At 58.1% G+C, this 22,859-nt stretch carries 17 protein-coding genes; 7 read left to right on the top strand and 10 right to left on the bottom strand.

All coding sequences use genetic code 11. The features are described from left to right. Positions 1-27: 27 nt before the first annotated feature. Both ACU4F7_RS20510 and glpD read right to left on the bottom strand, forming a co-directional pair. Entirely contained in the window at positions 28-1,584 is a 1,557-nt protein-coding gene (locus tag ACU4F7_RS20510; RefSeq protein WP_481637657.1) for a sensor domain-containing diguanylate cyclase, read from the bottom strand. Between the two features lie 137 nt (positions 1,585-1,721). Next, positions 1,722-3,236, bottom strand: a complete 1,515-nt coding sequence (gene glpD / locus ACU4F7_RS20505) for a glycerol-3-phosphate dehydrogenase (RefSeq protein WP_481637656.1) — start codon at positions 3,234-3,236, stop codon at positions 1,722-1,724. Positions 3,237-3,425: 189 nt separating this feature from the next. On the opposite strand from glpD, the gene glpE reads away from it, so the two are divergent. The 3 genes from glpE (at position 3,426) to ACU4F7_RS20490 (ending at position 5,433) form a co-directional block, all read left to right on the top strand. Then, the gene (gene glpE, locus ACU4F7_RS20500; RefSeq protein WP_024557026.1) at positions 3,426-3,755 is read left to right on the top strand and encodes a thiosulfate sulfurtransferase GlpE; all 330 of its coding nucleotides are present in this window, start codon (positions 3,426-3,428) and stop codon (positions 3,753-3,755) included. A 64-nt stretch (positions 3,756-3,819) separates the two neighbouring features. Continuing rightward, positions 3,820-4,647: a rhomboid family intramembrane serine protease GlpG gene (gene glpG / locus ACU4F7_RS20495; RefSeq protein ID WP_029590580.1), complete on the top strand. Its 828-nt coding sequence runs from the start codon at positions 3,820-3,822 to the stop codon at positions 4,645-4,647. Between the two features lie 27 nt (positions 4,648-4,674). Next, a complete protein-coding gene (locus ACU4F7_RS20490) occupies positions 4,675-5,433 on the top strand; it encodes a DeoR/GlpR family transcriptional regulator (protein WP_029590579.1) in 759 nt (252 codons plus the stop codon). Positions 5,434-5,543: 110 nt separating this feature from the next. Here the strand turns inward: ACU4F7_RS20490 and malT are convergent, their stop codons facing one another. After that, a complete protein-coding gene (gene malT, locus ACU4F7_RS20485) occupies positions 5,544-8,249 on the bottom strand; it encodes an HTH-type transcriptional regulator MalT (protein ID WP_481637655.1) in 2,706 nt (901 codons plus the stop codon). Positions 8,250-8,935: 686 nt separating this feature from the next. On the opposite strand from malT, the gene malP reads away from it, so the two are divergent. Further along, on the top strand, positions 8,936-11,338 hold the full coding sequence (gene malP / locus ACU4F7_RS20480; RefSeq protein WP_481637654.1) for a maltodextrin phosphorylase: 2,403 nt from the start codon (positions 8,936-8,938) through the stop codon (positions 11,336-11,338). A gap of 9 nt (positions 11,339-11,347) precedes the next feature. Continuing rightward, positions 11,348-13,471 carry a 4-alpha-glucanotransferase gene (gene malQ / locus ACU4F7_RS20475; protein ID WP_481637653.1) on the top strand — a complete coding sequence of 708 codons (2,124 nt, stop codon included), beginning with the start codon at positions 11,348-11,350 and terminating at the stop codon, positions 13,469-13,471. A gap of 138 nt (positions 13,472-13,609) precedes the next feature. Here the strand turns inward: malQ and nfuA are convergent, their stop codons facing one another. Continuing rightward, complete coding sequence (gene nfuA, locus ACU4F7_RS20470) at positions 13,610-14,185, bottom strand: Fe-S biogenesis protein NfuA (protein WP_024554015.1); 576 nt, start codon at positions 14,183-14,185, stop codon at positions 13,610-13,612. A 58-nt stretch (positions 14,186-14,243) separates the two neighbouring features. Further along, a complete protein-coding gene (gene gntX, locus ACU4F7_RS20465; RefSeq protein WP_481637652.1) occupies positions 14,244-14,924 on the bottom strand; it encodes a DNA utilization protein GntX in 681 nt (226 codons plus the stop codon). Positions 14,925-14,963: 39 nt separating this feature from the next. Here gntX and bioH point away from each other — a divergent pair, with 39 nt between their 5' ends. Both bioH and ACU4F7_RS20455 read left to right on the top strand, forming a co-directional pair. Further along, complete coding sequence (bioH, locus tag ACU4F7_RS20460; protein ID WP_029590574.1) at positions 14,964-15,737, top strand: pimeloyl-ACP methyl ester esterase BioH; 774 nt, start codon at positions 14,964-14,966, stop codon at positions 15,735-15,737. A 154-nt stretch (positions 15,738-15,891) separates the two neighbouring features. Beyond that, on the top strand, positions 15,892-16,161 hold the full coding sequence (locus tag ACU4F7_RS20455) for a YdgH/BhsA/McbA-like domain containing protein (RefSeq protein WP_481638759.1): 270 nt from the start codon (positions 15,892-15,894) through the stop codon (positions 16,159-16,161). 24 nt (positions 16,162-16,185) lie between these two features. Here ACU4F7_RS20455 and feoC read toward each other — a convergent pair whose 3' ends face one another. The 5 genes from feoC to greB form a co-directional block, all read right to left on the bottom strand. Then, positions 16,186-16,425: a [Fe-S]-dependent transcriptional repressor FeoC gene (gene feoC / locus ACU4F7_RS20450; protein WP_481637651.1), complete on the bottom strand. Its 240-nt coding sequence runs from the start codon at positions 16,423-16,425 to the stop codon at positions 16,186-16,188. Positions 16,426-16,434: 9 nt separating this feature from the next. Continuing rightward, on the bottom strand, positions 16,435-18,753 hold the full coding sequence (gene feoB, locus ACU4F7_RS20445; RefSeq protein ID WP_481637650.1) for a Fe(2+) transporter permease subunit FeoB: 2,319 nt from the start codon (positions 18,751-18,753) through the stop codon (positions 16,435-16,437). Between the two features lie 29 nt (positions 18,754-18,782). After that, the gene (gene feoA / locus ACU4F7_RS20440; protein WP_024557015.1) at positions 18,783-19,004 is read right to left on the bottom strand and encodes a ferrous iron transporter A; all 222 of its coding nucleotides are present in this window, start codon (positions 19,002-19,004) and stop codon (positions 18,783-18,785) included. 695 nt (positions 19,005-19,699) lie between these two features. Then, entirely contained in the window at positions 19,700-22,024 is a 2,325-nt protein-coding gene (locus tag ACU4F7_RS20435; protein WP_481637649.1) for a Tex family protein, read from the bottom strand. A 115-nt stretch (positions 22,025-22,139) separates the two neighbouring features. Continuing rightward, positions 22,140-22,613, bottom strand: a complete 474-nt coding sequence (gene greB / locus ACU4F7_RS20430; protein WP_029590569.1) for a transcription elongation factor GreB — start codon at positions 22,611-22,613, stop codon at positions 22,140-22,142. Positions 22,614-22,859 lie beyond the last annotated feature (246 nt).

The raw sequence follows: 22,859 nt of genomic DNA, 5'->3' as shown, positions 1-22,859 counted from the left end.
AAGCCAGAGCATTCGCTCTGGCTTTTTTTATGCCTCCAGCGGAGAGGGCGGCAGGTCGCAGCGTCCGCTTTGCGTTGCGATACAGTCGCGACCCGCGTGCTTGGCCTGATAAAGCGCCTCGTCGGCCATATTCTTCAGCGTGGCGACGCTGGCTGATTCGCCAGCTACGGTGCCCACGCCCGCGCTTATGGTCAGCAATTTATTCGCAAGCTGCGTCGCCGGGTGCGGCAGCGCCGCGTTGCGAACCGCCATTACCGCACGCAGCGCAACCTGTTCCGCCGCATATTCGCTGGCGCCAGGCAGAATAATAGCGAACTCCTCGCCGCCGTAGCGGGAAACCCGATCGGTATTGCGCAGCGGCAGATAACGCAGGATTTCGCCTACCGCCGCGAGGCACTGATCGCCCGCCACATGGCCTAAAGTATCGTTATAAGCCTTAAAGAAATCGATATCGCACAGGATGAGCGAAACCGGGACGCCGGTTTTCGTCGAGCGCGCCACGCACTGCTCAAGATAGATATCGAACTGGCGGCGGTTGCCAAGGCCGGTTAAGCCATCCACCAGCGCCAGGTCCTGCAAAATATGGTTGGAGCGGGTCAGTTCGTCGCGCAGCACGATGAGTTCGCGCTGATAGCGCAGACTGGCGCGGATTTGGCGCAGCACCAGAATGCCGAAAACAAACACCGCGCACAGCAGGACGCCGTTGAGCGCCAGCACCGGCAGGTTATTGCGCCACCACACCGCCCGCAGCGAGCTGCGGTCATAGCCTGCGGAGACGACCAGCGGATAGCGCGCCAGGCTCGCGTAGCCAAAAATGCGCGTTACGCCGTCCAGCGCCGAACGCCAGGTGCCGCCGCCCACCGGGCTGATTTTAAGCATGCGGGTGAAAAGCGGGCTGGAGGCCAGCGTCTTGTTGATAAACGCGTCGGAGAAAGGGCGGACGTACAGCACGGTGCTGTCGGCAAGCGTCAGCCCCAACGTGTCGCTGGGGCCCATTTCGTAATAGCCGTAAAACTGACGGAAATAATCCACGCGGATAGTGGCCAGCGCTACGCCGCGAAAACGTCCCTCATTATTATTAAGCCGCACGGAAACCGGAATCACCAGATCGCCCGTTGAGCGGCTGCGGATGACCCGGCCGATATGCAGCCTGTCGTCATTATGCTGGCTATGCCAGGTGAAATAATCTCTGTCGGCGTTGTTTGCCAGCGCCGGGACATAGCTGCTGGAAGTGGCGAGCCAGTTGCCCTGCGTATCGTAGACAAAAAGGCCGTGCAGCTGCGGAAGCTGCCGCTGCTGCTGGGCGAGCAAGCCGCGGATGCCGCGCCAGGCGGCCGGGTTATTGAAAATGTCATCCGCCCGCCGCGACATTTCGTCCAGCGTTAACTGCACCTGCAAAAAGGTATCTTCCGCCTGACGCGCCAGCGAAATAGACTGGTTTCGCGCCTGACGCTCCGTCTCTTCAACGTTATGTTGCCACGACTGCCAGAGCGACCAGCCGCTGATAACCGTCACCGCGAGCGTTATCAGCAGCAGGAAAGTCAGCATCACCGTATCCGGCGCGCGCATAGTTTTCGACCGCAAAATCTTCTCCCTCTCTTTAAGCGGGAAAGTATAAGCGCAGGGACGATTTTTTATACCTAACCGTTACGGTAAGCATGAACTACAGCGGAAAATCCGGCGTCCGGGCGGGGTGCCCGAACGCGCTTTTCGGATAAACCTCAGGAGGCGAGAGAGAGGGCGACGCGGCCTTTCGAGTGATGCGCTTCAAGCCACTGCGCCACGCGGGATTGCTCCTCCGCGTTCAGCCACATGCCAAGCTTGGTGCGACGCCACAGCGCGTCATCCAGCCGGCGCACCCATTCGTGTTCGACCAGATAACGCAGTTCGGCCTCATACAGCTCATGGCCGAAATGCTCGCCCAGCGCGCTGATGTCGGTTGCGCCATTAAGAATAAGCTCGCTGTTGCTGCCGTAGGTGCGCGCAAAGCGACGGGCCAGCGACTCGCTGATAAACCCGTAGCGGCGGCGCAGCTGCGCGGCATAAGCGTCGCGATCGCCGTTGATCTCGCCGCCCGGCAGTACGCCGTTTTTCGTCCAGGCTTCGCCCATCGTCGGGTACCAGGGTTTCAGCTTTTCCAGCGCATGCTCGGCAAGTTTACGGTACGTGGTGAGCTTGCCGCCAAACACGGAAAGCAGCGGCGCTTTGCCGTTTTCGTCGCGGATATCCAGCGTGTAATCGCGGGTGATAGCCTGCGGCGAATCCGACTCGTCGTCGCAAAGCGGGCGCACCCCGGAATAGGTCCAGACCACGTCGTCGCGGCCCAGCTGCTTTTTAAAGTGCGTGTTATAGACCTTCAGCAGGTAGCTGATTTCGCTTTCATCAATGGCCACCTGTTTAGGGTCGCCTTTGTACTCCACATCGGTGGTGCCGATGATAGAAAACTCATCCATCCATGGGATAACAAAGACAATGCGCTTATCTTCGTTTTGCAGGATGTAAGCCTGCTTCTGGGTATGGACGCGCGGCACCACGATGTGGCTGCCTTTGATAAGCCGGATACCGTAAGGAGAAGGCAGCTCCAGGCCGTTGTCAAAGAAGCTTTTCACCCACGGCCCGGTGGCGTTCACCAGTCCCCGGGCGCGCCAGGTAAAGGTTTCGCCGGTATCAACATCTTCGCCCTGCACGATCCACTCGCCGTTTTCACGCTTCGCGGAAGTGGCGCGAGTGCGGGTTAATACCTCGCCGCCTTTTTTCTGCACCATCTGCGCGTTCGCGAGCACCATGCGCGCATCGTCCACCCAGCAGTCAGAATATTCGAATCCGCGCGTTATCTCCGGCTTGAGGACCGAATCCGCGCCAAAACGCAAACCGGTAGAGCCAGGCAGGCTGGTGCGCTTGCCCAGATGATCATACATAAACAGGCCAACGCGGATCATCCACGCCGGGCGCAGGTGGGGACGGTGCGGCAGGCGAAAGCGCATCGGGAAAGCGATGTGCGGGGCCATTTTCAGCAATACTTCACGCTCGGCGAGCGCTTCGCTCACCAGGCGGAACTCGTAGTGCTCCAGGTAGCGCAGGCCGCCGTGAATAAGTTTAGAGCTGGCGGAGGAGGTAGCGCAGGCGAGATCCTGCGCTTCCAGCATCAGTACGGAAAGCCCGCGCCCGGCGGCGTCTGCCGCGATACCGGCACCGTTGATGCCCCCACCTATCACAATCAGATCTTTGGTTTCCATACTGCCCTCATTCACTTTCGTTAAAGCTCAAAAATGTTCGATATCGCTCATAATAGCAAACAAACGCGCTTTTGGTAACAGTAAAAAAACAATTCAATGTGATATGAATAACAATATGGCGTCCTGACAGGATTCCCACGTAAACTTAAGGCCGAGAGCCTTTGTCCTGTATCAACGATGAGAAGCACCATGGATCAATTTGAATGTATTAATGTGGAAGAAGCGCACCAGAGACTTCACCAGGGCAGCGCGGTTCTGGTCGATATCCGCGATCCGCAGAGTTATGAGCTGGGCCATACGCCGGGCGCGTTCCACCTGACCAACGCCACGCTGGTTAACTTCATGCAGAACACCGATTTTGATACGCCGGTAATGGTGATGTGCTATCACGGCAACAGCAGCAAAGGCGCGGCGCAATATCTCCTGCAACAGGGGTACGACCAGGTCTACAGCGTGGACGGCGGTTTCGACGCCTGGCACCGTCATTTTCCGGCGGAAGTGGCGCGCGGCGAGGAGTAATTGTCGGTAGCGGCCCTTTTACCCGGTATACTCATCGCATTTTCCGATAACGAAAGAGCAGGCGATGTTAATTACCTCTTTTGCTAATCCGCGCATGGCGCAGGCGTTTGTCGATTACATGGCGACGCAGGGCGTCACGCTGACCATTAAGCCGCAGCAGGAGTATGAAGTCTGGCTTGCCGATGAGAGCCAGGCGGAACGGGTGCAGGCTGAACTGGCGCGCTTTCAGCAAAACCCCTATGACCCGCGCTATCTGGCCGCCAGCTGGCAGACCGGGCAGGCGGGCAGCCATTTGCAGTATCGACGCTTTCCTTTTTTCGCCACCGTGCGCCAGAACGCCGGACCGCTCACGCTGCTGGTGATGGCGGCGTGCATCGTGGTCTATCTGCTGATGCAGGCGGTCGGCGACCAGATAATAATGGTGTGGCTGGCCTGGCCGTTCGACCCTTCGCTGAAATTCGAGGCGTGGCGTTATTTCAGCCACGCTTTGCTGCACTTCTCCATACTGCACATCACTTTCAACCTGTTATGGTGGTGGTATCTGGGCGGCCCGGTGGAAAAGCGCCTCGGCAGCGGCAAGCTGCTGACGCTGTTTCTTATCGCTGCGCTGTTAAGCGGTTTTATCCAGCATTACTATAGCGGCGCGTGGTTTGGCGGCCTTTCCGGCGTGGTTTACGCGCTGATGGGCTATGTCTGGCTGCGCGGCGAGCGCGATCCGCAAAGCGGGCTGCATATGCCCCGCGGGCTGCTCGCTTTCGCCATTATCTGGCTGATTGCGGGCTGGTTTGATCTCTTTGGCCTTTCTGTCGCCAACGCGGCGCATGTCACCGGGTTGCTGGTTGGGCTGGCGATGGCGCTGACGGATACCCTTCATGCGCGAAAACGAACATAAAATCCGGGGATACTTCAGGAGAAGAGTGTGAAGCAAACACAACGTCATGACGCGATTATCGAACTGGTAAAAAAGCAGGGCTATGTCAGCACGGAAGAGCTGGTCGAGCAGTTTGCGGTTAGCCCGCAGACTATTCGCCGCGACTTAAACGATCTGGCCGATCAGAACATGATCCTGCGCCACCACGGCGGCGCCGCCTTGCCTTCCAGTTCGGTCAATACCCCCTGGCACGATCGTAAAGCGACGCAGACGGCGGAAAAAGAGCGTATCGCCCGGCGCGTGGCAAGCCAGATCCCCAACGGCGCCACCCTGTTTATCGACATCGGCACGACGCCGGAAGCGGTGGCTCACGCACTGCTTGACCACAGCAACCTGCGTATCGTGACGAATAACCTGAACGTGGCGAACACGCTGATGGCGAAAGAGGATTTCCGTATTATCCTTGCGGGCGGCGAACTGCGCAGCCGCGACGGCGGCATTATCGGCGAAGCGACGCTCGATTTTATCTCTCAGTTCCGTCTCGACTTCGGCATTCTCGGCATCAGCGGCATCGACAGCGACGGCTCGCTGCTGGAGTTTGACTACCACGAAGTGCGCACCAAGCGCGCCATCATCGAAAACTCCCGCCACGTGATGCTGGTGGTGGACCATTCCAAGTTCGGCCGTAACGCGATGGTTAACCTCGGCAGCATCAATCTGGTGGACGCGGTATATACGGATGTGATGCCGCCGGCGGGAGTGATGAAGGTGATTAGCGAGAATAATGTGCAGCTGGAGCTGTGCTGAGAATGGAGTAACGGCGGGCGGCGCTCTGGTAAACCAGGCATGACGGGGGAACGATTACGTTCGCCAGAGCGCTGACTGACTCCCTTTATTCGCTATGCAGCGGGATACCGTTAAACCCCATACCCCATCATCTTTAGCAACTGCTGGGCATGCTGTACGGCATCCTGGCGGTGCGCTACGCCGAGCTTCTGGTACAGGTTGCGGATGTGCGTCTTGATGGTGGTCGCCGCCACTTCAAGCTCGCCGGCTATCTGATCGTTGCTGTAGCCGGAATAAATCAGCCCCAGCACCTGCCATTCGCGCTGGGTAAGCGGGCTGGTGCGGATAAGCTCCGGCACCTCCGGGTGCGTCAGCAGGCGGTTAACAAAGCTCTCGTCGAAATGGGCGAATTTATGGCGATGATGCTGGTTAATTTCACGCAAAATGCGCTGCGCGCGGTGTTGCTCCAGCTCCGGCAGCGTATTGAGCTGAATGAGCTGGCGAAGCTGCTGCGCCATCGCTTCGCCCTCAATCACAAAGTGGCTGATGAAGCCGGTGCGGTTGGCGAGCGTCAGCGCTTCCATCAGCACCCGCTGGGCGTCGCTCTTGCGTCCTGCCTGCCAGTAGAGCTGGTTAAGCAGCAGCAGGTTGCGGTTGATGTCGCTCATCAGCCGCAGGCCGCGGGCGTTTTCGTTCAGCTCTTCCAGCACCATCTCCGCCGGGTCGTAATCGCCAAGCAGGATCTGCACCCGGGCGATGTTGCGCCACTGGCTTTGCAAAAAATGATTATTCGCGAAAGCGGGTTTCGGCGTCTGACGCAGCCAGTTGGCGGCCGATTTTTTATCCCCCGTCATCTGCCAGTAAATGACGCGAACCTTATCGGCGTTCGACACCCAGTCTGTGTGGTAAGGGCCATTGCCAAGCAGGTTTTCCAGGCGATTCAGGTGGCTGCGAGCGTTGTCGAGATCCCCGCGCGCCAGCGAACACTGCACGAGCAGCGCCAGGCACTGAAGCTGCTGCTGCGGCTGATAGCCCGACAGCACGTCCATGCCCATGCGCGCCGACGCTTCGGCTTCATCAAGGCGCGACCAGGCCCACAGCAATTGTGCGCGAATGCGCAGCAAAAATTCATGCAGCGGCAGTTGCTCAAGATGCTGCTCGCGGATAAGCGTGAAGGCTTTATCCTGCGTCTCCCAGGCGGCCTGCAAAAAGCCCTGGGCGAAAAGAATTTCGCTTTGCTGGATAAGACTCCAGAGCGCGTAATGCCAGACGTCGTGTCGGCGCGCCATCTGCTCCGTTTGCTGCATCGTCGAGAGCGATCTCGTGAGTTCGCCTTTGCAGTGCAGCACTTCGCCGTGCACCGAGGTCGCCACGATGCGGCTGTAAAAACTCGCCAGCGGCAGGGTGTCGAGCGCGATCATCGCCAGCCGCTCCGCCTCTTCCGGGTCGCCGTCGTTGATGGCGACCTGCGCGCGCAGGGCGTTGAACTCGCCATGCAGCGTTTCGTCCATCGCCTCATGCATCTCCTGTTCGGCGCGCGCCAGCAACGTATTCACTTCGCTATAACGATGCTGGCTTTGCATCAGCCAGGCCTGCAACAGCACCAGCTTGGGATTAGCGAGCAGGCTCTCCCACGGCAGCGCCTTGAGCGACTCTTCAAGCAGCGCCAGCTCGCTGTGGTTAAACAGCCCCCACGCATGATTAAGCAGAATATCGCGCAGCATGCGGGAATCGCCCGCCGCCAGCGCGTGATGAATCGCCTCGCTCGGGAAGCCTTGCGCCATCCAGCTTTCCGCCGCCGCACGATGAATATCCGGCAGCTCTGTTGCCAGTTCCCACTGACAACGCTGGCGTAAAAAGCCGCCAAACAGCGGGTGATAGCTAAACCATTCGCCCGAGTCGTCCATGCGCTGCAAAAACAATCCCTGGCGTTCAATCTCTTCCAGCCGCATCTGGCCGTTCTCTTCACCCGTTACGCGCACGATCAGCGCGTCGTTCATCGAGCGCAGCAGCGAGCTTTTCAGCAGGAACTGGCGCGTGCTGTCATCTACGTTATCCAGCACTTCATCCACCAGATAATCGGAGAGGTGGGAAGCGTTAATGCCCGCCAGGCGGCGTGCGGAGTGATGCGCGGAACTGGCGCTCTGGCGCGCCGACAGGGCGATAAGCTGCAGAGCGGTGGCCCAGCCAGCCACATCGTCGCACAGGCGGCTGCTTTCAGCAGGCTCGATAGGGGCGTTCAGGCGGCAGTCGAAAAACTGTTTCGCCTCCTGGTGCGTAAAAGCGAGCTGCTGGCTGCCGATTTCCAGCAGCTGGTCGCGTACGCGCAGGTTAGCGATGCCAAGCTGCGGCAGATTGCGTGAGAGCACCACCAGCGTCAGGTTTTCCGGCTGATGACGCAGGAAAAAGCGCATCGCCTCGTGGATAACCGGGTTAGAGATGAGGTGGTAGTCGTCTATCACCAGATAGAGCGGACGCTCCCACTGCGCAAGCTCGATAAAGAGTTGCGAGAAAAGCGATGAGAGGCTGGCGTACTGGCGCTTTTGCGCCATCACCTCGCTGCTGACACAGTGTCCGCCCGTCGCCTGTTGCACGGCGGCAATGAGATAGCTGGCAAAACGTTCCTGCTGATTATCGCCTTCGTCAAGCGAGTACCAGCCCAGCTCGTTTTTACCTGCGGCCCACTGGGAGACCAGCGTTGTTTTACCGTATCCGGCCGGGCTGGTAATCAGCGCCAGACGATAATTGTTGGCGCCGGATAATTTAGCCAGCAGACGGTCGCGTACTACGGTGTGCTCCAGACGAACCGGGCGACTTAATTTAGACGGTATCAACATAATCGGTCACTTCACTGTGCAGGAATCAGGAGGAATGGAGAATTTTTTTGTGCCTCGTAATTAATGCTGATTATAAGGTCGTTCAGAACGGGAATTATTGCAAGTTATGTCCGGTTTCTGAGAGCCTAAAGTTGCTCTCTGTCACACTTCTATTTATTAGTTCAATAAATCTCACCCGATAGTAGCAAAGCGCCGTCTGGTGCGGCCTGGCGCGCAATGTGGGTCGTTATGGGCAAAGGGAGAATAAAGACTTCGCGCCACCAGATTACCGCTATTTGCGTATTTACTGATGCAAAAACAATCAATTTTCTGAAATCAGTAAATTCTACTTACTTTATTTAAAACGGTGATTAATTATTTCCGTTCATTAAATGTTTTTCAAAACGTTATTTCATAAAAATAAAACGTAAATGTTTAGGTCCATTTTTTGCCTTTTTCATCCATCCTTAAAAAGAAATAAGCGCAGGGCGCGTCAGCAAAGAAGAGCGCTATTTTTTGGTGTTTCCGGAGTGATGATTTGCACGGTTTTTTGCCGTTCCGGGCGGCTTTAAGTGCCGCCGATCACAGTTTTCGCTACTCCCCGCTACTCCTCCCCGTCTAATACCTGGCAGGATGAGGAAGTTAGCCAAGGGGCGCGGCACACTACTAAAAAAGATGTTTATTTTGCTACAGGATCCCGATTCCCTATGTCACAGCCTATTTTTAACGAAGAACAATTCCAGGCCGCCCTGACGCGCCAGTGGCAGCAGTTTGGTTTAACGTCTGCAAAGGAAATGACCACGCGCCAGTGGTGGCACGCGGTAAGCGGCGCGCTGGCGGAAATGCTCGCCGCGCAGCCTGCGGTAAACAACGCCTCTGCTCAGCGCCACGTTAATTACATTTCCATGGAATTCCTGATTGGTCGCCTGACCGGTAATAACTTGTTGAATCTTGGATGGTATTCGCAGGTTGCAGGACTGCTTGAGGCCCATGATGTTAACCTGAGCGATTTGCTGGAAGAGGAGATCGATCCGGCGCTCGGCAACGGCGGGCTTGGCCGCCTCGCCGCCTGCTTTTTGGATTCGATGGCGACCGTCGGCCAGCCCGCCACCGGTTACGGCCTGAACTATCAGTACGGCCTGTTCCGCCAGTCCTTTGATGACGGCAAGCAGATGGAGGCGCCGGACGACTGGCATCGCGGCAGCTATCCGTGGTTTCGCCACAATGAACAGCTGGATGTGCAGGTAGGCATCGGCGGCAAGGTGGTGAAAGAAGGCAAAACGTCGCGCTGGCAGCCTGGTTTCATCATTACCGGCCAGGCATGGGATTTGCCGGTGATAGGTTATCGCAACGGCGTGACGCAGCCGCTGCGCCTGTGGCAGGCCACGCACGCGCATCCATTCGATCTCACGCGCTTTAACGACGGCGACTTCCTGAAGGCGGAGCAGCAGGGCATCGACGCCGATAAGCTCACCAAAGTGCTCTACCCGAACGACAACCATCTGGCCGGTAAAAAGCTGCGCCTGATGCAGCAATATTTCCAGTGCGCTTGTTCGGTTGCGGATATCCTGCGTCGTCATCACCTGGCGGGGCGTAATCTGCACGATCTGGCGGACTATGAAGTTATCCAGCTTAACGATACGCACCCCACCATCGCGATTCCCGAACTGCTGCGCGTCCTTATCGATGAACACCAGTTAAGCTGGGATGAGGCCTGGGCTATCACCAGCAAAACGTTCGCTTACACCAACCATACGCTGATGCCGGAAGCGCTGGAGACCTGGGACGAACGCCTGGTGCGCACGCTGCTGCCGCGCCACATGCAAATCATCAAAGAGATTAACGCCCGCTTTAAGAAGCTGGTGCAGAAGACCTGGCCGAACGATGAAACCGTATGGGCGAAACTGGCGGTGGTGCATGCCAACCAGGTGCGCATGGCGAACCTGTGCGTGGTCAGCGGCTTTGCGGTAAACGGCGTGGCGGCGCTGCACTCCGATCTGGTGGTGAAAGATCTCTTCCCGGAATATCACACGCTCTGGCCGAACAAATTCCATAACGTCACCAACGGCATTACCCCTCGACGCTGGATTAAGCAGTGCAACCCAGCGCTGGCGGCGCTGATTGATAAAACGCTGAAAAAAGAGTGGGTGAACGACCTCGATGCGCTGTCAGGGCTGGAGAAGTATGCCGACGACGCGGCTTTCCGCAAGGCTTACCGCGCCATTAAGCAGGAAAACAAAGTTCGCCTGGCGGCTTTTGTGAAAGCCCGCACCGGCATAGAAATTAACCCGAATGCTATCTTCGACGTGCAAATTAAGCGCCTGCACGAATACAAACGCCAGCACCTTAACCTGCTGCATATCCTCGCGCTGTATAAAGAGATCCGCGAGAACCCGCAGGCGGACCGCGTGCCTCGCGTGTTCCTGTTCGGCGCAAAAGCGGCGCCGGGCTACTACCTGGCGAAAAACATTATCTTCGCCATTAATAAAGTGGCGGAAGCGGTAAACAACGACCCGCTCGTGGGCGACAAGCTGAAGGTGGTTTTCCTGCCGGATTACAACGTGTCGGTAGCGGAGAAGATGATTCCGGCGGCGGACCTTTCCGAGCAAATCTCCACCGCAGGCAAAGAAGCGTCCGGCACTGGCAACATGAAGCTGGCGCTAAACGGCGCGTTGACTGTCGGCACGCTGGATGGCGCCAACGTTGAAATTGCCGAACAGGTTGGCGAAGAGAACATTTTTATTTTCGGCCATACCGTGGAAGAGGTGAAAGCGCTTAAGGCCAAAGGCTACGACCCGGTGAAATGGCGCAAAAAAGACAAGCTGCTCGACGCAGTCCTTAAAGAGCTTGAAAAGGGCGTTTACAGCGACGGCGACAAACATGCGTTCGACCTTATGCTGCGCAGCATGGACAAACAGGGCGGCGATCCTTACCTGGTCATGGCGGATTTCAGCGCCTATGTGAAGGCGCAGCGGGAGGTGGATGTGCTCTATCGCGATGAGGAAGCCTGGACGCGCGCGGCTATACTCAACACGGCGCGTTGCGGCATGTTCAGCTCGGACCGGTCGATTCGCGATTATCAACAACGTATCTGGCAGGCGAAACGCTAAGGATAATTCATGGATAGCAAACGCCTGGATAATGCCGCTCTGGGAGCGGGCATTGCAGCGAGCTACATCAATGCGCACGGCAAACCGCAGGCTATTGGCGCTGAAACCAAGCAGCGTTTGCTGGACGCGATGAACCGTACCGCCGTCAGCGCGAATAAACGCGTGGCGGCGACGCCGGTGCCAAATGTGAAAGTGTTCATCCGGGGCAACCGGATGCAGTTTTCCCTCGAGGGGAAAGGGGACTATCAGTGGCTGCTCGCCACCGAACAGGGGCAGCAGCACACCGGCGAGGCGAAAGGCGGTGAAACGCTTGTCCTGCCCACGCGTCTGCCGCTGGGCTATCACACGCTCACGCTGACGCAGCAGAAAAAGCGCTGGGAATGCCGGGTCATCGTCGCGCCTAAGCGCTGTTATGAACCGCAGCCGCTGCTGGACGGCAAGAAACTCTGGGGCGCCTGCGTGCAACTTTACACGCTGCGCTCAGAGGCCAACTGGGGGATCGGCGATTTTGGCGATCTGAAAAAGATGCTGGCGGAAGTCGGCGAGCGGGGCGGGGCGTTTATCGGCCTCAACCCGATCCACGCGCTTTACCCGGCGAACCCGGAAAGTGCCAGCCCCTACAGCCCCTCTTCCCGCCGCTGGCTCAACGTAATTTATATCGACGTGAACGCGGTGGAAGATTTCCACTTAAGCGAAGAGGCGCAGGCCTGGTGGCGGCTTCCTACCACGCAGCAATCGCTGCAGGCGGCCCGCGACGCGCAGTGGGTGGATTACGCCACCGTCACGGCGCTAAAACTCACCGCGCTGCATATGGCGTGGAAACGCTTTTCCACCCGCAGCGAGGAGGATGAGCAGGCCCTGGCGTTTCACGCTTTTGTCGCCGGGCAGGGGGAGAGCCTTTACTGGCAGGCGGCGTTCGACGCGCTGCACGCCGCGCAGATGAAAGAGGACAAAATGCGCTGGGGCTGGCCTGTCTGGCCCGAGGCTTACCGGGATATTCACAGCCCGGAAGTCAACGCGTTTTGCGAAGCGCAGGCTGATGAGGTTAATTTTTACCTCTGGCTGCAATGGCTGGCTTACACCCAGTTCGCCGACTGCTGGCAGACCAGTCAACAGCATGAGATGCCGATAGGCCTTTATCGCGACCTTGCGGTAGGCGTAGCGGAAGGGGGCGCGGAAACCTGGCGCGATCGGGAACTCTATTGCCTGAAAGCGTCCGTCGGCGCGCCGCCGGATATTCTCGGGCCGCTTGGGCAGAACTGGGGTCTGCCGCCGATGGATCCGCACATTATTGCCGCGCGCGGCTACGAGCCTTTTGTTGAGCTGCTGCGCGCTAATATGAAGAACTGCGGCGCGCTGCGCATCGACCACGTTATGTCGATGTTGCGCCTGTGGTGGATCCCCTACGGCGAGACGGCGGATAAAGGCGCCTATGTGCACTATCCGGTAGACGATTTGCTCGCTATCCTGGCGCTGGAAAGCCAGCGTCATCGCTGTATGGTTATCGGCGAAGATCTCGGCACCGTGCCGGCGGAAATTGTCGGCAAGCTGCGCAGCACCGGCGTTTACTCTTACAAGGTGCTCTATTTCGAGAATGACCACGAGAAGCAGTTCCGCGCGCCGAAAGCCTGGCCGGTGCAGTCAATGGCGGTCGCCACCACCCATGATCTGCCGACACTGCGCGGCTACTGGGAAAGCGGCGACCTGACGCTTGGCAAAACGCTTGGCCTGTATCCGGATGCCGAAGTGCTGCACGGCTTGTATGAAGATCGCGAGCGCGCCAAACAGGGCCTGCTGGAAAGCCTGCATAAATATGGCTGCCTGCCGAAGCGAACCGGACATAACGCGTCGTTAATGAAGATGACCGCCACGCTAAACCGCGGGCTGCAACGCTACATCGCCGACAGCAACAGCGCGCTGCTTGGCCTGCAACCGGAGGACTGGCTGGATATGGCGGAGCCGGTGAACATCCCCGGCACCAGCTACCAGTATAAAAACTGGCGGCGCAAACTCTCGACAAGCCTTGAGCAGATGTTCGCCGATGAGGGCGTTAACCGGCTGATAAAGGATCTCGATAATCGCCGTAAAAAAGCGGCGATGGCGAGCCCGCCTGCCGGTAAGCGCAAGAAATAAAAAAAAGCCCGCGCAATGCGGGCTTTTTTATAACTGGACGCCGGGGGTAAAGGTGGATGGCGCTGCGCTTAGCCACCCTGGCGTTAAAGGTGCGGTAAGGCAAGCGCAACAGCGCTCGCCATCTACAGCCGCGCTCTGTTAGTAGTAAGAGTGCTCGCCGCGCTGGTGCTCGGTGAGATCGCGCACGCCTTTCAGTTCCGGGAACTCATTCAGCAGCTGTTTCTCAATACCTTCTTTCAGCGTCACGTCCACCATGGAGCAACCGTTGCAGCCGCCGCCGAACTGCAGAATGGCGTAGCCTTCATCGGTGATTTCCATCAGCGTGACACGACCGCCATGGCCTGCCAGTTGCGGGTTGATCTGCGACTGCAGCAGGTACTCGACGCGCTCCATCAGCGGGGCATCGTCAGAAACTTTACGCATTTTGGCGTTAGGCGCTTTCAGCGTCAGCTGGGACCCGAGCTGGTCGGTCACGAAATCGATTTCCGCATCTTCCAGATACGGGGCGCTCAGCTCATCCACGTAAGCGGTAAGCTGGTCGAATTTCAGGGCAGTGTCCGTTGCTTCCACGGCGTCCGGCGGGCAATAAGAAACGCCGCATTCGGCATTCGGGGTGCCTGGGTTGATGACGAACACGCGGATTTGCGTCCCTTCTTCCTGATTTGCCAGCAGTTTGGCAAAGTGTGATTGGGCAGCATCGGAAATACGGATCATAACAATGGCCTAATAGTTGACTATTTTAGTCGGTTATAATACGCCCATCATCGAGGCTCTACAAGGTTCGACACAGGCACCATACCTGGACAGTCGCCGCGCCGTGCTGCAAAAGCAGGCGCGCGATTTGGGCGACCGTACTGCCGGTCGTAACGACATCATCCACAATAACGATATGGAGTCCTTTAACCGGCAATTCAAGCCGGAAGGCGTTTTTCAGGTTCCGTCGGCGCAGACGGGCGCTCAGATGATGTTGAATGTCCGTTGCGCGCACCCGGCTGACGGCGCGGGCTTCATACTGACAGCCAAGCCAGCGCGCCAGCCAGCTGGCGAGCAAATCGCTCTGGTTATAACCGCGGCGCCAGGCGCGGCGGCGATGCAGCGGCACGCTAATAATCCTGTCTGCCGGCGGCAGCCCTGCCGTTCTCCTTTCCTGCAACACGTTCAGCAGCAACAGGCGCGCCAGTGCGGCGGCAAGCGCGGTCTGGCGCTGAAATTTGAGCCTGTGCACCAGCGAACTCAACGGCGCGGCGTAATCGCTGATATACACCAGCCGCTGCCACGGCGGCGGCTTTTGCAAACAGCGCCCGCACGGCAACCGGCTGTGCGCGGCAGGTAAACCGCACTGCGGGCAGTGAGGCGGCGATTTCAGGCTCCTGGCGCAGCGCGAGCAGACCCCCCAGCCCGAACGGGCAAGCGGCATCCGGCATAGCCAACATATCCCCGGTATTGTTAGCATGACGACCTCCTTGTACATCAATCATGAGAAGAGTAACGGATGAACGACATCTGGTGGCAGACCAAAGGGAAGGGAAATTGTCATCTTGTGCTGCTGCACGGATGGGGGCTGAACGCCGAAGTGTGGCATTGCATTTCTGAGGAATTAAGCTCGCATTTTACGCTGCACCTGGTAGACCTGCCGGGCTTTGGCAGAAGCCAGGGCTTTGGCGCGCTTTCGCTTGACGCAATGGCGGAAATCGTACTGCGTCAGGCCCCGGAGCGGGCCGTGTGGCTTGGCTGGAGCCTGGGCGGGCTGGTGGCGAGCCAGATTGCGCTTACACATCCGCAGCGCGTGCAGGCGCTGGTGACCGTGGCGTCATCGCCCTGTTTCAGCGCCCATGGCGAATGGCCTGGCATCAAAGCCGATGTGCTGGCCGGATTCCAGCGGCAGCTGCGCGAAGATTTTCAGCGCACGGTAGAGCGCTTCCTGGCGCTGCAAACGCTCGGCACGGAAACGGCGCGACAGGATGCCCGTACGCTTAAGGCGGTGGTGCTGGCTCAGCCGATGCCGAAGGCGGAGGTGCTGGACGGCGGGCTTGAGATCCTGAAAACCGTTGATTTGCGCGAGCCGCTCGGCGCGCTTTCGCTGCCGTTTTTGCGTATTTACGGCAGGCTCGATGGGCTGGTGCCGCGCAACGTCGCAGCCTTATTAGACGAAGCCTGGCCGCAAAGCGATTCTCTGGTGTTTCCAAAGGCGGCGCACGCCCCGTTCATTTCGCACCCGGCGGAATTTTGTCTGGCCTTACGAGAATTTTCTTCACCATTTTTATAAAAATACGACTGCTTAAGCGCGCCCGCCGGTAATACTTAAAAGGTAACTGGCTGCTGACGTTTACGAGGTAGTCAGGGCAGGGGCAAAAGGAGTCTGCGCCTGTCCTGCGTCGGTATCTTTTACTCCTTCGATTGTTTTCAGGAGAGTCATGGCTATGAAAATCATCACTGGCGTAACTACGGCTTTGTTTATCGGTTCTGTTTCCTTCGGCGCGCTGGCGGCGGAAGAGATTCAGAAAGAGAAAGTGAAAGAGATGAATCTGACCAAAATCGGCACCATTGTTACGGACGACGCCACGGCGCCGATGGATGCCAGACAGGACCTGTCGAAAAAGGCCGATGCGATGGGCGGCAAGTATTATGTTGTCATCAGCGCGCAGAAACCGGGGCAGGATATTCACGCTACGGCGGACGTGTATAAATAAAAAAAGGCGGGGCGACCCGCCTTTTTAATGCGTTAGCATCCACAGCTCGCGCTGGCAGCCCTGGCTCTGCGGACAACCTTTGCAACTGCCGCTGAGGCAGGCGTCCGGCTCCGCCTGCACCCTTTGCGCTTTGCCCATTCTTTCCAGCTGCGCCAGCATTGCCGCCACCCGGGGCAGGGGCAGCGCCAGCATCTTGCCGATGCGCTGCGCCTCCATGCGCCCCTGGAGCGCCAGCAGATCGCGTATGTCAACCAGGCTCGCCATCGCGCCTCCTTAGTGGCACTCGCCTGCCGGGCTTTCGCAGCAGGCGGCAGGCGTACGGCGGCGGGCAAGCAGTGAGATATCCACACGGCTGCGGACGCGTCGCAGCCCAGTCAACAGCAGGGCGTTAAACAGCGCCACCGCCAGAATGCAAATCAGGCTGTACTGCGGATGTTGATGAAACGTCACGCTCTGGTAGAAGAGCGTTGCCAGCGAGTAAGCCACATTCAGCCCCCACAGGATGGAGAAGCCCATCCAGCCGCGGCTCGATTCACGGGCAATAGCGCCCATCACGGAAATGCAGGGGATATAAAGCAGCACAAAGATGAGATAGCTGTAGGCGGCCGCTTCGCTGCCAAATTTGCTGCTCATGACGCCCATCGCCCCCGTCGCCATCTCGCCGTCGCCTTTGCTTGCTTCAATGGGGTTAGCGAGCACGCTCAGGCTGAAGGTCTCTTTGAGACTTTGCCCGGTTTCCCGGACCGCGCTCTTTAATTCTTCCGCCAGGTTGAACGTCGTCGCGTCGAAGGCATCTTCATGGATGTTTTCTGCGGTGTAGAGGGTGTTCAGCGTGCCGACGACAACCTCTTTCGCCATCGCGCCGGTGAACAGGCCGACCGTCGCCTGCCAGTTATCGTCCTGCACGCCAATCGGCTGGAGCAGCGGCGTCAGCGCCTGGCTTACTGAGGCCAGCGCGGAGTCGTTAATGTTATTTACCGGTTTGCCGCTGAAAGAGAAACTGTTTAGCGCGCCAATGAAAACGCTTACCACCACAATCACTTTCCCTGCGCGCAGGGTGAAGGCTTTCAGGCGCTGCCAGGTTTGCAGCAGCAGGCTTTTCAGATGCGGCACATGGTAAACCGGCAGTTCCATCACGAACGGCGTGGCTTCGCCGCGCATGATGGTGTGTTTCAGCATGAGACCGGTGAGAATCGCCATGACGATGCCGAGCAGATAAAGCGAGAAGACCACCAGCGCCCCCTGCTGGCCAAAAAAGGCGGCGGCGAAGACGGCGAAAATCGCCAGCCGCGCGCCGCAGGACATAAAGGGCGCCATCATCACCGTCATCAGTCTTTCGCGCGGCGCGTCAAGCGTGCGGGCGCCCATCACCGAAGGAACATTGCAGCCAAACCCGACAATCAGCGGCACGAAGGATTTGCCCGGCAGCCCCAGCGACTGCATCAGGCGGTCCATGACAAACGCCGCGCGGGCCATATAGCCGGAGTCTTCCAGAAAAGAGAGGAAGAGGTACATCATGCCAATCTGCGGCACCAGCGGCAGGACGGTATTAATGCCGCCGCCAATCCCCTGAGCGAGGAAAATGGTCAGCCAGTCCGGAAAGTGGAGCGTGTATCCTACCCATTGCAGGCCATGAATAAACAGGGCGACGGAGCCGGCGTCGAAGATGGGCTGCAGTGCGCCGCCGATATTAATCGCCAGTAAAAACATCAGGTACATCACTAGCAAAAAGACCGGCAGGCCGAGAACGCGGTTGAGGATAATTTTGTCCATCGCCACGGTCAGGCGGTGCGGCTCGGCGGTGAGGCTGTTGCTGACCGCATCGCAGATGGCGGCGATGCTCTGGTAGCGCGCGTCGGCGATAAGCAGCGCCGGGTCGTCCAGCTCGTCAGCAAGACGCGCCTGCGCGGCGGGGAGCAGGCTTTCCGCTTTGCCTGCAAACGCGCGGCTGTAGATGTCGCCTTCCAGCATTTGCAGGCCCAGCCAGCGGCGCTGGCGCGGCGGCAGCTCGCCCGGCATAACGGCTGCCAGCGCATCGGCTTCGCGCAGCAGCGGGGCGGGGTAGCGCACCAGCTCAACAGGCAGGTTTTGCGGCTGGCGGTCAATGGCGAGCCTGAGGCTTTCGATGCCGCGGGCGCGGGTGGAGACCAGCGGCACCACCGGGCAGCCCAGGCGGGCGGCCAGCGCGTCGATATCGATATGGATATTTTGCTTTTCGGCAATATCGAGCATGTTAAGCGCTACCACGCAGGGAATGCCGAGCTCCAGCAGCTGTAGCGTGAGATAGAGGTTGCGCTCAAGGTTCGAGGCGTCTACCACGTTGATGAGCATATCCGCTTCGCCGCCAAGAATGTAATGACAGGCGATCTGCTCATCCAGCGACGTTTGAGAAGAGATAGTGGTGAGCGAGTAGGTGCCCGGCAGGTCCACCAGGGTGACGTGATGCTCAAGGGTGGAGAAAAACCCCTCTTTACGCTCGACCGTCACGCCTGCCCAGTTTCCCACGCGCTGGCGCGCGCCGGTCAGCTGGTTGAAAAGGGTGGTTTTGCCGGAGTTAGGGTTGCCAATTAAGCCAATGGTTAACTTTTTCATAGTAGCGTGAACTCAATAACGGGTCGCCGTCAGGCGGCTTCAACCTGCAACAGCGCCAGATCTTTTTTTCTCAGCACCAGATTTACGCGTCGGGTTTCAATATGAATGGGGTCGCCAAGCGGCGCCACGCGCACCACGTTAAAAGAAGAGCCTGGCAACATGCCCAGCGACAGCAGTTTTTGACGATATGCCGGGCTGATGGCTGGCGCGAAGCCGGTAATTTTCCACGTGCTGTTAAGAGTGAATCGCATAAAGCCTACTTATCTTTCAGTTGCGGACGGGCTTTTCGGCATGACCGGCAGCCGACAATAAGCCGGTAATCACGCAGGAGAAGGGAATCGATTTATATGGCAGGATGATAATGATAATGGTTTTTATCTTCAACGCTCCGATAAAGCGAAAGGGCGCTTATTTACGGTTTATTTGTTCTGGCGCAAAAAAGAGAAAATAAGCGGCTGAATATTTTACCTTTTTTATTTTAATTATTACTTTTCAATGTATTAGCCTGGATTAAGTCGCCCAATAATTACATTTTTAGCCTGAATGTTATTATTTGGTTTCATCTGTTATTCGAATGAGAGAATAGCGACGGCTGGAAATGTCAGCGGCAGTCGCGACAAAAACGTGATGGTTATTTCATACCGTTCTTTATTGCCGTTACTTTTATTGAGTCATTATCGGTTGTAGCCGTGGCGCCGATTCCTGGTCAAAAAATGGGCGAGCGGCGCTACGTTTATTCGTGCAGATAACAGGAAACCAATTCGTAAGCGGGGGGCTTCGGCCAGCCTTCTGCCGGGAACCGAAAGGGTAAAGGGGGCAGTAAGCCCCCTTTACACATTCACAGGATGAGAAGCGACATGGTCATGCAACGCTTTGGTGAAATCGCCATCCGCCTTGCACTTCTCATTTCCGCCGCCTCCCTGGCACAGGGAAGAGACCGCGGCGTTTACCGCTTCTTGCCAAACGCCGCGGCGAGCGCGTCGCTCATCGCGCTGTTGCCGCTGGCGGCGTTGTCGCGCGGCGGCTTGCGGTTTTGCGCGGGACGATTGCCCTGCTCACGGCTATTGCCGCCGCCGCGACGGGCGTTGCCTTCGCCAGGCTGTTCATCCAGACGCATGGTCAGCGCAATACGCTTGCGTTGCAGGTCTACCTCCAGCACTTTCACCTTCACGATATCGCCCGCTTTCACCACTTTATGCGGATCGTCTACGAACTTATCGGCAAGAGAAGAGATATGCACCAGGCCATCCTGATGTACGCCGATATCAACAAACGCGCCGAAATTGGTGACGTTGGTTACCGCGCCTTCCAGCACCATGCCAGGCTGGAGATCGTTCATTGTCTCCACTCCTTCGGCGAACTGCGCGGTTTTAAATTCCGGACGCGGGTCGCGGCCCGGTTTTTCCAGCTCTTTGATGATGTCGGTTACCGTCGGCACGCCGAAACGCTCATCGGTGAAATCCACCGCCTTCACGTTACGCAGCGCATTGCTGTTGCCCATCAGGTCGCGCAAAGACTGCTCGGTCGCCGCCAGGATGCGCTCCACCACCGGGTAAGCCTCCGGGTGAACGGTGGATGCGTCGAGCGGGTTGTCGCCGTGATTGATGCGCAGGAATCCGGCGCACTGCTCAAATGCTTTCGGCCCGAGGCGGCTAACTTTCAGCAACTGCTGGCGGTTGCGGAACTGCCCGTTCTCGTCGCGCCAGGCAACGATATTCTGCGCCATCATGCGCGTCAGTCCCGCTACGCGGGTCAGCAGCGGCACCGAGGCGGTGTTGAGGTCAACGCCCACGGCGTTCACACAGTCTTCCACTACTGCGTCGAGCTTGCGGGCAAGCTGGCTCTGGCTCACGTCATGCTGATACTGGCCCACGCCGATGGATTTCGGGTCGATTTTTACCAGCTCCGCCAGCGGGTCCTGCAGACGGCGGGCGATGGAAACCGCGCCGCGTAAGGAGACATCAAGGCCCGGAAACTCCTGCGCCGCCAGTTCGGAGGCGGAGTAAACAGAAGCGCCCGCTTCGCTAACGATCACTTTCTGCGCCGTCACTTTCGGGAACTGCTTCTGCACGTCAAGGAAGAAACGTTCGGTTTCACGCGACGCGGTGCCGTTACCGATGGCGACCAGCTCCACGTTATGTTTTTCACACAGCGCGGCCACGACTACCGCCGCTTTCGCCGCCTGTCCGGTGTGCGGATAAACCGTATCGGTGGCGACCAGCTTGCCGGTGGCGTCCACTACCGCCACCTTCACGCCGGTGCGCAGGCCTGGATCAAGGCCCATGGTGGCGCGCAGGCCCGCCGGCGCGGCCATCAGCAGATCGTGCAGGTTGCGGGCGAAGACATTAATGGCTTCCTCTTCCGCGCGCTCGCGCACGGTGCTCATCAGCTCGGTTTCCAGATGCATCAGCACCTTGATGCGCCATGTCCAACTGACGACGCCTTTGCGCCAGCTATCCGCCGGGGCGTTGTTCAGGCGCAGGCCGAGGTGGTCAATGATGATCTGCTCGCAGTGGCTTTCGCGCGGCGGCTCGTCAAACTGCGGGTCGGCATTCAGGGAAAGCTGTAAAACGCCTTCGTTGCGTCCGCGGAACATCGCCAGCGCGCGGTGCGACGGCACCGTAGAGATCGGTTCGTGATGGGCGAAATAGTCGCGGAATTTGGCGCCTTCTTCCTCTTTGCCCGGCACTACGGTTGCAACGAGGTGCGCGTTCTTCCACAAATAGTCGCGAACGCGAGCCAGCAGCGTCGCGTCTTCCGCGAAACGCTCCATCAGGATATAACGCGCGCCGTCGAGCGCCGCTTTGGTATCGGCCACGCCATTATCGGCGTTGATGAATTTCGCCGCTTCCGTCTCCGGCTCGTGGGACGGGTCGTTCCACAGCAGATCCGCCAGCGGCTCGAGGCCTGCTTCGATGGCTATCTGCCCGCGGGTGCGGCGCTTCGGTTTGAAGGGAAGGTAGAGGTCTTCGAGTTCGGTTTTGCTGAGCGTGCCGTTGATGGCAGCGGAGAGGTCGTCGGTGAGTTTGCCCTGCTCGGCGATAGATTTCAGAATAGCCTGGCGACGCTCTTCCAGTTCGCGCAGGTAGCCCAGACGCGTTTCAAGCTGGCGCAGCTGCGTGTCGTCCAGGCCGCCCGTCACTTCCTTACGATAACGTGCGATAAACGGCACGGTGTTCCCTTCATCAAGCAGGCGAACGGCAGCTTCTACCTGTTCCGTCCTGGCCTGAAGTTCGCCGGCGATAATGCGGCTGAGCGAATCATTCATCATGGCAATGTCATCTGTTGAGTACGAAAAGTCAGGGCACAGTTATACGGATTGAGCGGGGAAAATGCCAGCCACAGCCGCGCCGGGGGGAGGAATCGGACACTTCTGTGGCGCAGGATTATTTAACGTATTCGATCTCGTTCACATACCAGGTGGCAAGGCCTGCCGGGGTCTGAACGGTCGCCACGTCGCCAGGCTCTTTTTTCAGCAGCGCGCGCGCCATCGGGGAGTCGATAGAGATGTAATCTTTGCGGCCGAAAATTTCGTCATAACCGACGATGCGAAAGCGCTTTACGTCGCCGTCGTCGTTTTCCACTTCCACCCAGGCGCCAAAGAAGACTTTGCCTTCCTGCTGCGGCGAGTAATCGACGATTTTAAGCTGCTCCAGACATTTGGTGAGGTAGCGGACGCGGCGGTCAATTTCCCGCAGCCGCTTTTTGTTGTACTGGTAGTCGGCATTTTCGCTTCGGTCGCCAAGGCTTGCCGCCCAGGTCACTTTTTTTGTGACTTCCGGACGCTCTTCGCGCCAGAGATAATCGAGCTCTTTTTTCAGCTTTTCATAGCCTTCGCGGGTGATTAAGGGCGTTTTCATCTGCGGATTTTCCAAAGTAACCTTGCACCGGCGTACCTTAACGAGCGCTGCCGACAAAGGGAAGCGCCGCTGTTAAGAAATGCGCGCCGCAGGCGTGGCGGTTTTCGGTTCGAGCGGCAACCCGGTTTGCAAAAGCGAACAGGGCGGCGAGCGACTTTCATCTGTTTTGCTTTATCCGGGGAAAAGCGTTATGAGGAAAATAAAGACGCCTTAACTGGGAAAACTCCCTTTGTTATTCCAGATCAT

The sequence above is a fragment of the Franconibacter pulveris genome, from assembly GCF_056780215.1.
Note: the sequence above shows the minus strand (reverse complement) of the source record. Positions and strands in the feature narration are given on the sequence as shown.

Coding starts and splice junctions, on each gene's coding strand:
- glpE (WP_024557026.1), top strand. CDS start 3,426: ATGGATCAATTTGAATGTATTAATGTGGAAGAAGCGCACCAGAGACTT.
- greB (WP_029590569.1), bottom strand. CDS start 22,613: ATGAAAACGCCCTTAATCACCCGCGAAGGCTATGAAAAGCTGAAAAAA.
- malP (WP_481637654.1), top strand. CDS start 8,936: ATGTCACAGCCTATTTTTAACGAAGAACAATTCCAGGCCGCCCTGACG.
- ACU4F7_RS20455 (WP_481638759.1), top strand. CDS start 15,892: ATGAAAATCATCACTGGCGTAACTACGGCTTTGTTTATCGGTTCTGTT.
- gntX (WP_481637652.1), bottom strand. CDS start 14,924: ATGCTAACAATACCGGGGATATGTTGGCTATGCCGGATGCCGCTTGCC.
- malQ (WP_481637653.1), top strand. CDS start 11,348: ATGGATAGCAAACGCCTGGATAATGCCGCTCTGGGAGCGGGCATTGCA.
- glpD (WP_481637656.1), bottom strand. CDS start 3,236: ATGGAAACCAAAGATCTGATTGTGATAGGTGGGGGCATCAACGGTGCC.
- malT (WP_481637655.1), bottom strand. CDS start 8,249: ATGTTGATACCGTCTAAATTAAGTCGCCCGGTTCGTCTGGAGCACACC.
- feoA (WP_024557015.1), bottom strand. CDS start 19,004: ATGCGATTCACTCTTAACAGCACGTGGAAAATTACCGGCTTCGCGCCA.
- glpG (WP_029590580.1), top strand. CDS start 3,820: ATGTTAATTACCTCTTTTGCTAATCCGCGCATGGCGCAGGCGTTTGTC.
- feoB (WP_481637650.1), bottom strand. CDS start 18,753: ATGAAAAAGTTAACCATTGGCTTAATTGGCAACCCTAACTCCGGCAAA.
- nfuA (WP_024554015.1), bottom strand. CDS start 14,185: ATGATCCGTATTTCCGATGCTGCCCAATCACACTTTGCCAAACTGCTG.
- ACU4F7_RS20435 (WP_481637649.1), bottom strand. CDS start 22,024: ATGATGAATGATTCGCTCAGCCGCATTATCGCCGGCGAACTTCAGGCC.
- feoC (WP_481637651.1), bottom strand. CDS start 16,425: ATGGCGAGCCTGGTTGACATACGCGATCTGCTGGCGCTCCAGGGGCGC.
- bioH (WP_029590574.1), top strand. CDS start 14,964: ATGAACGACATCTGGTGGCAGACCAAAGGGAAGGGAAATTGTCATCTT.